The organism is Rhodococcus sp. IEGM 1341 (genome assembly GCF_030056895.1).
Taxonomy (GTDB): Bacteria; Actinomycetota; Actinomycetes; order Mycobacteriales; family Mycobacteriaceae; genus Rhodococcoides.
Genome location: NZ_JASHKV010000001.1, coordinates 872157 through 886420 on the forward strand (window position 1 = coordinate 872157; position 14264 = coordinate 886420).

Here is a 14264-nt window from a genome sequence, read left to right on the forward strand (position 1 = left end):
CCGACTGCACACCACCGCGGATACGCGGCCCGCCTCGGTCAGTCACTCGAACACGATCTCACAATCCTCACCGCCCGCTGCTCGGCACGCCGATACCGGGAATGGAACTATCGGGTTTTCGGTGCGGAAACATCGTACGAACAAACCGCTCGACATGTTCCGGTATCGCCCACTTTCCGCAACGGTCCCCCAGGGTCCCGTGGGTGCCGGCCGCCACGAGTATCGTTGCCCGTGATCTGCGCTACGAGCGGTCCGAACCGACGGCCACCCGCCGGAAGTTCATGCCGGACCGTTCGTTGTCGAACCAAGACGAGCGCAGCTGGCGACGCGGATGGGAACATAATTGATGACAGATCTCGACGACCGGAGGTCTTCGGACCGGCCGGCCACCACCGGCAATCGGCGCGGCGCACGGCTGCCTCGCGATGCCCGTCGGGCACAACTGCTCGCTGCGGCGAGCGAAATATTCGTGACCCGTGGGTATCACGCATCCGGGATGGACGAGATCGCCGAATGCGCGGGCGTCAGCAAGCCGGTCCTGTATCAGCACTTCCCCGGAAAACTCGAGCTGTACCTGGCGGTGCTGCAGAGTTACGTCGACACCCTGATCGCAGGAGTACGTCAGGCTCTGCGCTCGACCACGGACAACAGACAACGAGTTCGTGCCGCGGTGCTGGCGTTCTACGACTTCGTCGACACCGACACACAGGGATTCCGCCTGGTCTTCGAATCCGATCTGATGGGCGACCCGCAGGTCAATGCACGCGTCGAGCAGGCAACCGAAGCGTGTGTCGACGCCGTCTTCGACCTCGTTGCCCACGATTCCGGACTCGATCCCTATCGAGCTCGCGTACTGGCCGTAGGCCTGGTCGGTGCCAGTCAGTTCACCGCTCGGTACTGGCTCGAAGCCGACCGGCCGATCTCGAAGGAAGACGCCGTCGACACCACGGTGTCGCTGGCTTGGGGCGGTCTGTCGCACGTTCCCCTGCAGGCACCGTAGACCTCGCAACCACGAACGCAACACGCCCCTCACTCGATGCGAGTGAGGGGCGTGTTCTGCGTTCCGAGCAGTCTCAGGCGGTCGCGAATCCGACCTTCCGAGCATCGGACGGACCGATCTCGACATACGACACCTTGGAAGCCTGAATCAAGAACTTGCGTCCCTTCTCGTCCTCCAACGCCAGCACTCCGTCCTTACCGGCGAAGGCGGTCGATACGAGCGCTTCGACCTCGGCCGGGGACTGCGTGCTGTTCACGACGAGCTCACGGGAACTCTCCGAAACACCGATCTTGACCTCCACGGTCAACCTCCGAACTCTCGACAACTCTGCTCACGCCAGGCTAGTGCAGCCGCACCGAGCCAGACGCCCGACGCCCTGTGCTGTCAGCGAACACAGTGCTGTGCGGTCAATCGAGGCCGAGTGAGGACATCCGTTCCGCGTGTTGTTCCTGCATGCGATCGAACAGTGCGACGACACCGTTGAGGTCTCCCGATGCGGTGATGACGAGATCGGTCAGCGATTCACGGCGAGCGAGCACGAACTGCGCCTGGGTGATGGCCTCACCGAGCAGACGACGACCCCACAGCATCAATCGCGCCTTCTCCTGCGAGCTCGCACGAACCCGATCGGACACCTCGTGCACCACGAATTCCGAGTGCCCGGTCTCGGCCAGCACGTCGCGGACGATCTCGGCCACGTCGGGGGCGAGACTGTGCGCGATCTGCCGGTAGAAATCGGCCGCGATGCCGTCACCCACGTACGCCTTGACCAACGACTCCAACCACGTCGACGGCGTCGTCGACTCGTGGTACTCGTCCAGGGCACGAACGAACGGGTCCATCGAGGCGTAGACGTCGAGACCACGATCGGACAAGGCTCTCTGCAACGTCTCGAAGTGGCTCATCTCCGCAGCCGCCATACTCGCGAGCGCGACTCGACCCTCCATCGACGGAGCCATTCGAGCGTCGTCCGCCAGGCGATAGAACGCGGAGATCTCGCCGTACGCGAGCACCGCGAACAGATCCGGAATACCGGGGTGATCGTGCGCGATCGCCGGCTCGACTCGATCCGACTCGGGCGACTCGACGACAGTGGTGGGTGAAACTGCGGACGACGGCTCCGACGAATGGGCTCCCATGGCTGGCAATCGTAGTCCGGTGCCCGACGCCTCGTCGCGGCGCGCGCTGGACCTATCGTGACCTGCCGACAATGGAGAATTCCGTCCGGCAAGCTACCATGGTGCTCGATCGTCACTCGCGGACCGATGAAACGGACCGAAGAAGCACGCGACGGTCATCGATAATGTGTGCGCACCTGATCCGGGTCGCCTCGACAGCTTCGCCGCAGCGGACATCGCAGTTCGCGGCCGCGCTGAGGCTGACGGCGACATCACATCGGATCGAGGGCATCGACTTCGGCCGGCAATAGGCCTATGCCCTTCCTCGTGCGCACGTTCGACCACGAGGAAGGCCAGTCCCCTGAGCAAGATAGTCATCGACCAAGAATCCGACACCGGCGACACCACGCTGTCGGCGCAGCTGGACGACACGCACGTACCCCCCACGTTCGCCGAGCTGAACGTGGACCCCACCATCGTTCGCGCGCTCTCCGAGATGGGAATCGAGCGCACGTTCGCCATCCAGGAGTTGACGCTGCCGCTCGCCATCGCGGGCGACGACCTCATCGGTCAGGCACGCACCGGCATGGGCAAGACGTTCGGCTTCGGCGTGCCCCTGCTGCACCGACTCGCCACGGACAACTCCGGTACCTCCCCGCTCGACGGCACTCCCCGCGCCCTGGTGATCGTTCCGACCCGTGAACTGTGCGTTCAGGTCAGCTCCGACCTCGAGAACGCATCCAAGTACCTCAGCGGCGCGAACGGCCCCGTCAAGGTGCTCTCCATCTACGGTGGCCGTCCGTACGAAGCTCAGATCAGCGCGTTGCAGAGCGGCGTCGACGTCGTCGTCGGCACCCCGGGCCGACTGCTCGACCTCGCCAAGCAGAACCACCTGATCCTCGGCAAGGTCGGAGTCCTGGTCCTCGACGAGGCCGACGAGATGCTCGACCTCGGGTTCCTCCCCGACATCGAACGCATCCTCGGCATGGTTCCCGACAAGCGTCAGACGATGTTGTTCTCGGCGACGATGCCCGGCCCCATCATCACCCTGGCCCGGACGTTCCTGACTCAGCCGACGCACATCCGTGCCGAAGAGGCGGAGTCCTCGGCCGTCCACGACCGCACCGCCCAGCACGTCTACCGGGCCCACGCCCTCGACAAGGTCGAGATGGTCGCCAAGGTTCTCAAGGCCGAGGGTCGCGGCGCGACCATGGTGTTCACCCGCACCAAGCGCACCGCCCAGAAGGTCGCCGACGAGCTGGCCGAGCGCGGATACTCGGTCGGTGCCGTGCACGGTGACCTCGGCCAGGTCCAGCGCGAGAAGGCCCTCAAGTCGTTCCGGACGGGCAAGATCGACGTTCTGGTGGCGACCGACGTCGCGGCCCGCGGTATCGACATCGACGACGTCACCCACGTCATCAACTACCAGTGCCCCGAGGACGAGAAGACCTACGTGCACCGCATCGGCCGCACCGGCCGTGCAGGGCGCACCGGCATCGCGGTCACCCTGGTCGACTGGGACGACATCCCCCGTTGGCAGCTGATCGACAAGGCGCTCGATCTCGGCATGCCGGATCCGGTCGAGACCTACTCGAGCTCGCCGCACCTGTTCACCGACCTCGGTATCGCCACCGACGCCACCGGCACGGTACGCAAGGCACCCTCGCGCGCCCCGGAGAAGGCGGACGACGGCGAGGCGACGGCAGCGCCTGCGGCCGACGCGTCTTCGGCTACCAAGCCGCGCCGCTCGCGCAGTCGGCGTCGCACCCGCGCAGGGCAGGACGGCGACAACACCGCCGCAACCGGCGTTGCGCAGAACGATTCCGCACCGGCAACGAAATCGGGTGCCGAACAGTCGGATACGTCCGATGCGGCGTCCGCGGACACGGTCACCAAGACTGCGCCGCGCCGCCGCAGGCGTCGTCGCCCCAGTGGATCGTCCGCCGACGCCGGATCCTCGACTGCGAGCGCGTCGGACTAATCTCCCGCCGTGCTGGCTCCAGAACGAAGGACGAGAACCGACCTCCTCGTCGCCGCCGTCATCGCGGTGGTGGTAGTGGTTGCCGCGAGCATCGCCTGGTTCACCGGTGATGCTCGCGGAACCACATCGATCCCGGCCGAGGAGCCGCTGCCTCAGGCCGAGCCCGCGCTCGCGGTGCCCACTGCGCTCACCGAACTGTGGCGTGCGCCGAGTGCAGCGACGGATCCGACGCGAACCCCGCTCCCTGTCGTCACCGGATCCACGGTGGTGACGGCGGACGGGGGCTCCGTCCTCGGCCGCGATCCCCGGTCAGGAGAGCAATCCTGGTCGTACTCGAGAGATCTCCCGCTCTGCTCGGTGGTCTCGTCGTGGAATACCGCGGTCGCGGTCTACCGCGACGACCGCGGTTGCTCTCAGGTGACGGAACTCGACGGGCCGACCGGAGAGCGCAAGGCACAGCGCACTTCCGACGCCGACGATGCGGTCAGCCTGTCCTCCGATGGCACCTACGTGACGTCGAGGGGCGACACTCGCATGGAGCTGTGGCGGTCGGACATGGTGCGCACCCTCGAATACGGTCGAGTCGATGCCCCGGTCAATCCGGGTAGTCAGCCGCGAACCGGGTGCACGCTGCTGTCCTCGGCGTCGACGAACTCGCGGACGGCTGTGCTCGAACAGTGCCCGGGAGAGACCGCTGCCCGATTGTCGCTGATGAATCCTGCACCCAAGGACGCCGGTAAACCTGAGGAGTACGGGTCGACGGTGGTACCTGAACTCGTTCCCCGATCCGACGCACCCACTGCCGGGCAGATCATCGCGATCACGGGCAACGTTGTCGCGCTGCACATTCCAGCGGAGAACGGCGCGCCCGACCGGGTAGGACTCTACGACGACGCGGCCGCGAAACTGTCCGAATTCACTCTCCCGGCCGGCTCTTCCCCTACCCCGGATCTTCCTGCGACGAAGGCAGGTTCGGCTCTCACCTGGTTCACCGGCACGGGGGTCCAGGCGTTCGATTCCAACAACCTGAGCCCTCTCTGGACCGTCCCCGGAGCCCTCGGGAGTGGAGCGGTCATGGCAGGCCGACTCCTGTTACCGGTGCCCGACGGCATCTCGGTGGTCGATCTCTCCACCGGAGTCTCGACGGCCGACATTCCGGTCGACCGAGGCGATTACGACGGCCCGATACAGATGTCGGTGATCGGCGATGTGGTCGTCGAGCAACGCGGTTCCGACGTGGTCGCTCTCGGCTGACCCGCCGGCACGCGCTTGGTTCTACTCCGCCGGATCGTAGGTCTTCAGATCGGCTTGACCGTCCCAGTACGCCAGCAGATTCTCGGCAAGTTCTCGATAAGCCTGTGCGCCCTTGTTCTTTCGTCCCGAGAGTACCGTCGCGCCCGAGGCACTGGCCTCGGCGAAGCGTACGGTCCGCGGAATCGGCGGCGCGAGAACCGGCAACGAGTAGCGGTCCGAGACGTCGCCGAGCACATCTCTACTGTGCGTGGTGCGGGCGTCGAACAGCGTGGGAAGGGCACCGAGCAGCGTCAGATCGGGGTTGGTGATCTGTTGCACCTCGGACACCGTTCGCAACAACTGCCCGACCCCGCGATGAGCGAGGGTCTCGCACTGCAGGGGCACGAGCACCGACTGTGCGGCAGTGAGGCCGTTGAGGGTCAGCACCCCCAACGACGGCGGACAATCGATGACGACGACATCGAAGTCCTCCAGGATCGGCGCGAGTGCTCGCTTGAGCGCGAACTCGCGACCCGCGCGCATCAGCAGCAGGGCTTCCGCGCCTGCGAGATCGATCGTCGCCGGAAGCAGAACGATTCCTTCCGCAGTCTCGATCAGCACGTCCTCGACCTTCGCATCCCCGGTCAGCACCTCGTGCACCGAGGAATCGAGCTTGTCGGGATTGTGTCCGAGGGAGAACGTCAGACAGCCCTGCGGGTCGAGGTCGACCACCAGGACTCGTCGATCGAGAGCATGCAGCGCAGCCGCGAGCGAAGCCACCGTGGTGGTCTTGGCGACGCCGCCCTTCTGATTCGCAACCGCGAGAATTGTCGTCACGGCCCTGATCCTTGCTTACATCGAGCCGATGAGCGAGGGTTCGGCATCTCTCGGGCGCGTCAGTGCAGCGAGATCGGCGCCGCGGACCGCTCGGTCACGTGCTTCGTCCGGGGCAGGAAGAAGGCGGGAACGAACGTGACGACGATCAGCACCAACGCGACCATGAAGGTGGTCCCGAAGGCCCTGGCCGAGATGTCGAAGGCCTCGACCTGGCTGGTTGCGGTCAGTGCGGGCTTCTGTTGAGCGGTCAGCACCACCGACATCAGTGCGGTACCTATCGACCCGGCCGCTTGCTGGACGATGTTCATCAACGTCGAGCCGCGCGCAACCGTCTCGTCGGTCAACGTCTGCAGCGCAGCCGTCATGATGGGCATCATCGTCGAACCGAGTCCGAGTCCCATGACGAACAATGCGCCGATGAGCAAGGTGTAGGAGGTGTCGGTGCCGACCCGAGTGAACACCGCCATCCCTGCGGTGATGAGCACCATCCCCACCAGCACGATCCTGCCGGGACCGAACTTGTCGGCGATCACTCCGGCGATCGGCATCGCGATCATCGCGCCGATGCCCTGTGGTGCGAGCAGCAGCCCGGCGGTCAACGTCGTTTCTCCGCGAAGCAGGAAATAGCTCGGGAACAGCAGACCCGCGCCCATGAAGGCCACCATGAAGAGCGTCGTGGTGATCACGGCCACGGTGAGCGACCTGTTCCGGAACAGCCGTAGGTCGATCAGAGGATGCTGCACGCGCAGTGCATGGAACACGAACAGGACGATCAACACGAGTCCGACGATGACCGGGACCAGCACCTTCACCGCGAGAACGGTTTCGGTTTCGACGACCGAGGACGCGCCGTAGAGGAACAGTGCGAGGCCGGGCGAGAGCATCAGCATGCCGCGGAAATCGAAGGACTCGGACGGAGTCGGGTTGTCCTTGGGGAAGATCAGCACGGCCGCGATCAGAGCGATAATGCCGATCGGCAGATTGATGAGGAAGATCCAGTGCCAACTCGCTGCCTCGATCAACCAGCCTCCGAGGATCGGCCCCGCGATGGGCCCGATGAGCATCGGGACACCCAGCACGGCCATCACGCGCCCGATCCGCTCCGGGCCTGCGGCGCGCGTCATGATCGTCATGCCCAGTGGCATCAGCATGCCTCCGCCGAGGCCCTGCAGCACTCGGAAGACGATGAGCGAGGTGATGTCCCACGCGAAGCTGCACAGCACCGAACCGAGGACGAACAGCACCAATGCCATGATGTAGAGGCGCTTGGTCCCGAACCGATCGGCAGCCCACCCCGTCAGCGGTATGACGGTGGCCAGGGCAAGCGTGTAGCCCGTCATCGTCCACGCGGCATTGGCGTAAGTGGTCTCGAAGACGTCGGTGAAGGTCCGGAGCGCGACGCTGACGACGGTGACGTCGAGTATCGACATGATGGCCCCGAGCACGACGACCCCGGCGATCTTCAGCAACGCGCCGTCGAGCTTCTCCGGAGAATCGGGCGACGCGGGCTTCTGCAGGTCGGTCATGGTTCTCCAAGTCGATGAGAAGGAGCTGTGCGGCACGACGGACAGAGCTGCGTCGCCCATGGCAGTGACGATTCGGAACGAGGGTAACCGGCCGGTAGGTCTGTACTCAATCGACAAATCGGACACATCCGCAGGTCGACTATGACAAGGGCCACATCCCGCGGGCAGGCATGATCGTTCCATGACCACACACGGCGGCGTCGAGGCAGGCAGAGTCGTTCTACTCCGGCACGGCGAGACCGAATGGGCGCTGGCCGGCAAGCACACCGGTAACACCGACGTCCCCCTCACCAGCGTCGGCGAGCACCAGGCCGTCGAGGCCGGATCGCTGCTCCGATTACTGAACCTGCGCGATCCTCTGGTGATCACGAGCCCGCGAGAGCGCGCACGTCGAACCGCCGAGCTCGCAGGCCTGGAGGTCGATCGGGAGTGGGATGCGTTGTCGGAGTGGGACTACGGAGCCTACGAAGGCATCACGTCGACGCAGATCCACGAAACTGTGCCGCACTGGACCGTCTGGACGCATCCGTGTCCGGGTGGTGAGTCCATCGGTGACATCGCCGTGCGCGTCGACATGGTGCTCTCGGTCGTCCTGCCGCTGTTGAGCGGCCGCGACGTCGTGTTGGTCGGTCACGGCCACTTCTCGCGCGCACTGATCGCCGGCTGGACCGAGGCCCCCATCACCGAGGGCAAACGCTTCGCCCTCTCGCCCGCCGCGTACTCGTTGCTCGGCTTCGAGCATTCGTTCCGCCAGCTCGTCGCACACAACGTGCACCCGTCGATCCTCACCGCCGCCACGGCACCGAAAGGAAACCCAGGATGATTCGCCGCGCCACCGAGGCCGATGTTCCCGCCGTCACCGCTCTCGTGCACGAACTCGCCGCATACGAGAAGTCGTCCTCGCTGTGCACCGTTCGAGACGAGCAGCTTCGCTCCGCTCTGTTCGGAGCGCAGCCGTCGGTGTTCGCGCACGTCGCCGAGCACGAGGGGACGGTGGTGGGGTGCGCGCTGTGGTTCTTGAACTTCTCCACGTGGGACGGAGTCAACGGAATCTATCTGGAGGATCTCTACGTGCAACCCGCCGCGCGGGGAGAAGGCTTCGGAACTGCACTGCTTGCCGCGTTGGCCGCCGAATGCATCGATCGGCAGTACACGCGGTTGGCCTGGTCGGTTCTGGACTGGAACACCCCGTCGATCGGCTTCTACCGATCGCTCGGGGCAGAGCCACAGGACGAGTGGACCACGTTCCGCCTGACCGAGGATGCATTGGTCGAGTTGGCCATCCAGGCGCGTTGAAGCGACTACGTCACCGGAAGTCGTCGTCGACGTCGCTGTATTCGGCGGCCATCCACCGAGAGGACGGCGGGCTGAACAGCAAGACGAGCACGCCGACGACCACGACTCCGAGGGCGACGCCGTAGACGGTCTGATGCGATCCGGTCAACAGCGACCACACGACGGGCAGCAGCAACAGCTGTACGACCGTGGCGATGGATCGTCCCCAGCGTTTTCCGAGGACCAGGGCAACGCCTGCGGCTCCGACTCCGATGCCCAGGACGCCGAACCATCCCGCGGTGCCGTACCCGTTGGCCACTGCGTTCTCCCCCTCTCCGGAGAACGCTCGGACGAGTAGGACGATCGCGGCCACCAACGACGCCACGCCCTGCGCTGCGACGAGCGCCCCGGCGGATCGAAACGTGGCCGGCGGGGTGAGGTTCTCGGGTGAGGTGGACACGCGACCAGCCTAGGCAACCGGGAGTGGAGCCTGCGGAACGACCCAGGGGCGGGAGTGGAGCCTGCGGAACGACCCAGGTGACCGGAGTGGAGCCTGCGGAACGACCCAGGTGACCGGAGTGGAGCGTGCGGAACGACCCGGTTAGTGTCATTGCTCGTGCGTGCGCTGCTGATCGTCAATCCCAATGCGACTTCTACGACTGCTGCGGCTCGGGATCTGTTGGCTCATGCATTGTCGAGTCGGGTGCGGGTGACGGTTGCGCAGACGACTCATCGTGATCATGCGTCGGAGCTGGCTCGGGGTGCCCGTGAGGACGGGATGGGGTTGGTGATCGTTCACGGTGGCGACGGGACGGTCAACGAGGTGATCAACGGTTTGCTCGGGGTGCCGTTGCCGACGTCGATGCAGGCGGTGACGATCGGTGCGATTCCGCCGATCGCGGTCGTTCCTGGCGGTAGTGCGAATGTGTTCGCTCGTTCGTTGGGTATCGAGGCGGATCCGGTGGCGGCGACGAATCAGTTGATCGGGCTGCTCGATGCACGGGCGCGGCGGACGATCGGGTTGGGGCACTGCGACAATCGCTGGTTCACTTTCAACGCGGGTATGGGTCTGGATGCCGATGTGTGTCGGGCGATCGATGCCGGCCGTAAGGACGGCAAGCCGGTGTCTGCGACGCGGTATCTGCGGTCGGCTGTGCAGGAGTTCTTCAAGCACAAGCGGCAGCCGGCCCGGTTGACGGTCGAGGTTCCGGGTCGGGATCCTTTCGAGGGAGTCCACTATGCGTTCGTGTCGAATTCGAGTCCGTGGACTTATTTGAACCAGAGGCCGGTGCACACCAATCCGGGTACCGGTTTCGATTCGGGTCTCGGAGTGTTCGGCATGCGCTCGACTGCGTTGTTCCCGACGTTGCGAGTCTCTCGCCAGCTGCTTGCCAAAGGTGCAGAACCGAAGTCTCGCAAGCTGATTCGTATCGACGATGTACCGAGCGTCCGAATTTCCTCGGCAGAACCGGTCGGTTTGCAGATGGACGGCGACTACCTGGGCGAACGCACCGAGGCTGAGTTCTTCTCCACTCCCGACGCGCTGCAGGTGGTTGCGCCGAGCATGTGAGGGCCCGCGTGTGCCGAGCCCCACTGAGGCGCAGAGCGCACTTTCTGTGAAATCACGAGCGAAATCTGTTCACTCGGGGTACAAAGGAGCGCAGAAGGCTAAAGCGAGCCTAACAGAGTGAGCTTGACCACGGTCACGCGCGTACCCCTTGACTTCACCTGAGTTCGTGAAAGCATTCACAAGCAACAGTGCGGAAACATTGGTTACCCACTCGTGAACAGAAGAGAAACGAAACGGCGCTACGGCGCCCGGTAAGGAGCAGAGGATGGACTGGCGCCACAAGGCTATTTGTCGCGATGAAGATCCGGAACTATTTTTCCCGGTGGGAAACAGTGGTCCGGCGCTCGCGCAGATCGCCGATGCCAAAGTCGTCTGTACTCGGTGCCCCGTCACCGCTGAATGCCTGTCCTGGGCACTCGAATCCGGCCAGGACGCAGGAGTATGGGGCGCAATGAGTGAAGACGAGCGCCGTGCACTCAAGCGACGCAACGCACGTACGCGCGCACGCAGCTCCGTCTAGGACGCGAAACCAGCACACGCTCGAGGCCCGGTATCCGCTGTAGCGGATACCGGGCTTTCTGCGTTCCACGGGCCTTCAGGGTCCCTCTGGCGGTCGAAGAACCCGTTACGCACTGTTCACCGAACGTGCATCAGGGCCTGGGCACACGCCGTCCCAGAGGAACCCTCAGCATCGCGTCGGTTCCCCCACCCGCCGCGGGATGCAGACCCAGCGATCCGTTCAGCTCCACCGAGACCAGAGTGCGCACGATCTGCAGCCCGAGGCCGTCCGAGCGTTCCAGCGAGAACCCGGTGGGCAAACCGCGCCCGTCGTCGTGGATGACAACATCCAGCCATTTCGCGGACCGGTCGGCTCCGATTCGGACGACACCGGCCGACCCGGCGTCGAATCCATGCTCCATCGCGTTCTGCACCAGCTCTGTGAGCACCATCACCAAGGGCGTCGCGCGTTCGGCCGAGAAGACTCCGAGTTTGCCCTCGCGCACCACTCGCACCCTCGGATTGACCGTGGCAATGTCCAGCATGATCGGCACCAATCGATCGACGATCTCGTCGAGGTCCACTTCCTCGTCCACCGACATCGACAGCATTTCGTGCACGAGTGCAATGGACGTGACTCGGCGGACCGACTCGGACAACGCCGTGCGCGCTTCCTCGTTCTCGAGTCGGCGCGACTGAAGTCGGAGCAGCGCCGCCACCGTCTGCAAGTTGTTCTTCACCCGATGGTGGATCTCCCGAATGGTCGCGTCCTTGCTGAGCAGAGCACGATCGCGGCGCTTGACCTCGGTGACGTCGCGGATCAACACGGCCGCCCCGGCAGACCTTCCGCGCGGCTGCAGGGCCAGCGTGCGCACGAGAACGGTGGCACCGCGGGCATCGACCTCCATCCGGTGTCCCACGTTGCCGTTGAGCGACGACCTGATGTGATCGGCCACTTCCTGCGAGTCGAAAGGGTCGGTGACCAGCGACCGCGTGACCGACGCCAGATCCCGGCCGGACAGCTCGGTCGTCAATCCCATCCGGTGGTACGCCGAGAGGGCGTTGGGACTGGCGTAGTCCACCAGCCCCTCGGTGTCGACGCGAATGAATCCGTCGCCTGCGCGGGGGGACGAGTTCACATCGGTGCGCTCTTCGGGGGTGGGAAACGTGCCTTCGCTGATCATCAGACACAGGTCGTCGGCGCATTCTCGATACGCCACCTCGAGGGCACTCGGCGGTCGAAGCTGCGCGGGATTGGTATCGCGGGTCAGCACCGCGATGACGTGCTCTCCGCAACGCACCGGAATGCTCTCGGTTCGCGTCACCACGCCTCCGTGCACGATCTTCCGCTGCTGCAGCGCGACCATCACATCGGGGTGCTCGGATTCGGAGATCGTCGTTCCCACGATGTCGTGAGTGAAGACCGTGGGCGCGGTCGTCGGCCGGCACTGAGCCACACACAGTACGTCGGCAGTCCCACTGGACACGTCGTCCGTGCCGACCCACAGCAGCACATCGGCGAACGACAGGTCGGCCAGCAGCTGCCACTCGCCTACGACGCGTTGGAGATGGTCCACCGCAACACCGGGGAGGTCGGTGTGCTCGGCCAGAAGGTCACTGAGGGTCGACACGAGATCTCACGTGATCGTTGCTCAGGACACGACGGCGATGAGGTCGCCCTGCTGAATGACGTCGCCCACCGCGACGTCCACCGACGTGACCGTCCCTGCGGTCTCGGCCAGCACAGGAATTTCCATCTTCATCGATTCCAGGATCACGAGGGTGTCACCGACCTCGACGGCATCGCCTCGGGCCACGACCACCTGAAACACAGTGGACACCATTTCCGCGCGAACGTCCTCGGACATCGGCGAACCCCTCTCTCACGTCACCACGAACTGCGCTGGACACCCATATGAGACCAGGCCCGTCACAGTAAGCCAATCACACGTGGGAGACTGTAGTGAACAAACGAGAGGAGCCCATCATGGGAAAGCGTGGACGTAAGAAGCGTGCTCGTAAGGGCAACAAGGCCAACCACGGCAAACGTCCCAACAGCTGACGGTTTGCCACAAGCCGCGAGGGGCCGAGAAGCGACTGCTTCTCGGCCCCTCGTCGTTCGTGGGTAGGAGCTGCGACTACTCGGAGTCCGTCTGGCGGATCAGCACGGTTCGTCGAATTTCGACGCTGAGTCGTTCGCGCAACCCGGCCGGTGCCTGGTCTCCCCCGCACTTGCGCGAGATGAGCCGCTTGACCTTCTCTTCGATTCCGTAGGCCTCGAAGCACGATCCGCATTCGTCGATGTGCTTCTGCAGGCGGGATCGGCTCGCTTCGTCGCATTCGTTGTCGAGCATCACCCACACGTCCGCGATCACCGCCGAGCAGTCGAGGCGCTCGAACTGTGCGTCGCCGTCGTTCCCGCTATCGATCTTTCCGGTGCCCGTCACTGGACTACCTCCTGCTCGTGCCGGTCGACTGCGCCGTCCCGGTTGAAACCACGCTCGCGTGCAACCCCTGCCAGCAGGCCCCGCAGCTGCTTGCGTCCGCGGTGCAGACGCGACATCACCGTGCCGATGGGAGTGCCCATGATCTCGGCGATCTCCTTGTACGGGAACCCCTCGACGTCGGCGTAGTACACAGCCATCCGAAATTCTTCGGGAAGAGACTGCAGCGCCGCCTTGATGTCGTCGTCCGGCAACGCGTCCAGAGCCTCGACCTCGGCGGAACGCAGCCCCGTCGACGTGTGTTCGGCGGTGGCGGCGAGCTGCCAGTCACTGATCTCGTCGGTCGGGTACTGAGCGGGCTGACGCTGCTTCTTGCGGTAGGAGTTGATGTAGGTGTTGGTGAGAATTCGGTACAGCCACGCCTTGAGGTTCGTGCCCTCACGGAACGACCGGAAAGCCGAGTAGGCCTTCACGAACGTCTCCTGAACCAGATCTTCGGCGTCGGCGGGGTTGCGCGTCATACGCAGAGCTGCGCCGTAGAGCTGATCGAGCATCGGCAGCGCGTCGCGCTCGAAGCGCTCGGTCAACTGCGCCTCGGTCTCGGCAGCTCTGCGCTCCGCGATCGCCTTCTCGTCGTCCACGTCAGCGACGGGATTGCTGGCTTCTGTCACGCTGATCCCTTCGATAGCTTCCACCGCCCAGGCTACCGCGCCCGAAGTCGACTTCTGCGAAGAGATCACCCCCTTCAGCGCGAGGGGACGTCCCGCGGTCAGCACTGCCAT

17 protein-coding genes are annotated in these 14264 nt (G+C 64.7%); 8 read left to right on the forward strand and 9 right to left on the reverse strand.

Annotated elements, in window-relative coordinates:
• Positions 1–346 precede the first annotated feature (346 nt).
• Positions 347–1000, forward strand: a complete 654-nt coding sequence (gene fasR / locus QM615_RS03885; RefSeq protein ID WP_032397680.1) for an HTH-type transcriptional activator FasR — start codon at positions 347–349, stop codon at positions 998–1000.
• 73 nt (positions 1001–1073) lie between these two features.
• On the opposite strand, the gene QM615_RS03890 is transcribed toward fasR, so the two are convergent.
• Both QM615_RS03890 and QM615_RS03895 read right to left on the reverse strand, forming a co-directional pair.
• Positions 1074–1301 (reverse strand): DUF3107 domain-containing protein, encoded by a 228-nt coding sequence (locus QM615_RS03890; protein WP_094642304.1) that lies wholly within the window; start codon positions 1299–1301, stop codon positions 1074–1076.
• Between the two features lie 106 nt (positions 1302–1407).
• A complete protein-coding gene (locus QM615_RS03895) occupies positions 1408–2139 on the reverse strand; it encodes a ferritin-like fold-containing protein (RefSeq protein WP_262498296.1) in 732 nt (243 codons plus the stop codon).
• 286 nt (positions 2140–2425) lie between these two features.
• Here QM615_RS03895 and QM615_RS03900 point away from each other — a divergent pair, with 286 nt between their 5' ends.
• A complete protein-coding gene (locus tag QM615_RS03900; protein ID WP_283347167.1) occupies positions 2426–4099 on the forward strand; it encodes a DEAD/DEAH box helicase in 1674 nt (557 codons plus the stop codon).
• A 9-nt stretch (positions 4100–4108) separates the two neighbouring features.
• Complete coding sequence (locus tag QM615_RS03905; protein ID WP_283347031.1) at positions 4109–5353, forward strand: Rv3212 family protein; 1245 nt, start codon at positions 4109–4111, stop codon at positions 5351–5353.
• Between the two features lie 21 nt (positions 5354–5374).
• Here the strand turns inward: QM615_RS03905 and QM615_RS03910 are convergent, their stop codons facing one another.
• Positions 5375–6169 carry a ParA family protein gene (locus tag QM615_RS03910; RefSeq protein WP_068045629.1) on the reverse strand — a complete coding sequence of 265 codons (795 nt, stop codon included), beginning with the start codon at positions 6167–6169 and terminating at the stop codon, positions 5375–5377.
• A gap of 59 nt (positions 6170–6228) precedes the next feature.
• Positions 6229–7695, reverse strand: a complete 1467-nt coding sequence (locus QM615_RS03915; RefSeq protein WP_283347032.1) for a DHA2 family efflux MFS transporter permease subunit — start codon at positions 7693–7695, stop codon at positions 6229–6231.
• A 181-nt stretch (positions 7696–7876) separates the two neighbouring features.
• Between QM615_RS03915 and QM615_RS03920 the strand changes: the two genes are divergently transcribed.
• The gene (locus QM615_RS03920; RefSeq protein WP_283347033.1) at positions 7877–8518 is read left to right on the forward strand and encodes an acid phosphatase; all 642 of its coding nucleotides are present in this window, start codon (positions 7877–7879) and stop codon (positions 8516–8518) included.
• Positions 8515–8991 carry a GNAT family N-acetyltransferase gene (locus QM615_RS03925; RefSeq protein WP_283347034.1) on the forward strand — a complete coding sequence of 159 codons (477 nt, stop codon included), beginning with the start codon at positions 8515–8517 and terminating at the stop codon, positions 8989–8991. Before QM615_RS03920 ends, QM615_RS03925 begins: the two co-directional genes overlap by 4 nt.
• Before the next feature lie 10 nt (positions 8992–9001).
• Here QM615_RS03925 and QM615_RS03930 read toward each other — a convergent pair whose 3' ends face one another.
• Entirely contained in the window at positions 9002–9430 is a 429-nt protein-coding gene (locus QM615_RS03930; RefSeq protein ID WP_149405464.1) for a hypothetical protein, read from the reverse strand.
• Between the two features lie 156 nt (positions 9431–9586).
• Between QM615_RS03930 and QM615_RS03935 the strand changes: the two genes are divergently transcribed.
• Together QM615_RS03935 and QM615_RS03940 are read left to right on the forward strand one after the other, a co-directional pair.
• Positions 9587–10540, forward strand: coding sequence for a diacylglycerol/lipid kinase family protein (locus QM615_RS03935; RefSeq protein WP_068045641.1), 954 nt, complete (start codon positions 9587–9589; stop codon positions 10538–10540).
• Positions 10541–10805: 265 nt separating this feature from the next.
• Positions 10806–11060 (forward strand): WhiB family transcriptional regulator, encoded by a 255-nt coding sequence (locus QM615_RS03940; protein WP_032366305.1) that lies wholly within the window; start codon positions 10806–10808, stop codon positions 11058–11060.
• 130 nt (positions 11061–11190) lie between these two features.
• Here QM615_RS03940 and QM615_RS03945 read toward each other — a convergent pair whose 3' ends face one another.
• Positions 11191–12669, reverse strand: a complete 1479-nt coding sequence (locus tag QM615_RS03945) for a sensor histidine kinase (RefSeq protein ID WP_068045643.1) — start codon at positions 12667–12669, stop codon at positions 11191–11193.
• Between the two features lie 21 nt (positions 12670–12690).
• Positions 12691–12906, reverse strand: a complete 216-nt coding sequence (locus tag QM615_RS03950; RefSeq protein WP_008717734.1) for a biotin/lipoyl-binding carrier protein — start codon at positions 12904–12906, stop codon at positions 12691–12693.
• Between the two features lie 119 nt (positions 12907–13025).
• Between QM615_RS03950 and QM615_RS22415 the strand changes: the two genes are divergently transcribed.
• Positions 13026–13100 carry a 50S ribosomal protein bL37 gene (locus QM615_RS22415; protein WP_370878772.1) on the forward strand — a complete coding sequence of 25 codons (75 nt, stop codon included), beginning with the start codon at positions 13026–13028 and terminating at the stop codon, positions 13098–13100.
• Positions 13101–13176: 76 nt separating this feature from the next.
• Here the strand turns inward: QM615_RS22415 and rsrA are convergent, their stop codons facing one another.
• The gene (gene rsrA / locus QM615_RS03955; protein WP_262498294.1) at positions 13177–13485 is read right to left on the reverse strand and encodes a mycothiol system anti-sigma-R factor; all 309 of its coding nucleotides are present in this window, start codon (positions 13483–13485) and stop codon (positions 13177–13179) included.
• Positions 13482–14264, reverse strand: coding sequence for a sigma-70 family RNA polymerase sigma factor (locus QM615_RS03960; RefSeq protein ID WP_094642309.1), 783 nt, complete (start codon positions 14262–14264; stop codon positions 13482–13484). Before QM615_RS03960 ends, rsrA begins: the two co-directional genes overlap by 4 nt.

Coding starts and splice junctions, on each gene's coding strand:
- fasR (WP_032397680.1), top strand. CDS start 347: ATGACAGATCTCGACGACCGGAGGTCTTCGGACCGGCCGGCCACCACC.
- QM615_RS03895 (WP_262498296.1), bottom strand. CDS start 2,139: ATGGGAGCCCATTCGTCGGAGCCGTCGTCCGCAGTTTCACCCACCACT.
- QM615_RS03915 (WP_283347032.1), bottom strand. CDS start 7,695: ATGACCGACCTGCAGAAGCCCGCGTCGCCCGATTCTCCGGAGAAGCTC.
- QM615_RS03920 (WP_283347033.1), top strand. CDS start 7,877: ATGACCACACACGGCGGCGTCGAGGCAGGCAGAGTCGTTCTACTCCGG.
- QM615_RS03925 (WP_283347034.1), top strand. CDS start 8,515: ATGATTCGCCGCGCCACCGAGGCCGATGTTCCCGCCGTCACCGCTCTC.
- QM615_RS03940 (WP_032366305.1), top strand. CDS start 10,806: ATGGACTGGCGCCACAAGGCTATTTGTCGCGATGAAGATCCGGAACTA.
- QM615_RS03950 (WP_008717734.1), bottom strand. CDS start 12,906: ATGTCCGAGGACGTTCGCGCGGAAATGGTGTCCACTGTGTTTCAGGTG.
- QM615_RS03960 (WP_094642309.1), bottom strand. CDS start 14,264: ATGGCAGTGCTGACCGCGGGACGTCCCCTCGCGCTGAAGGGGGTGATC.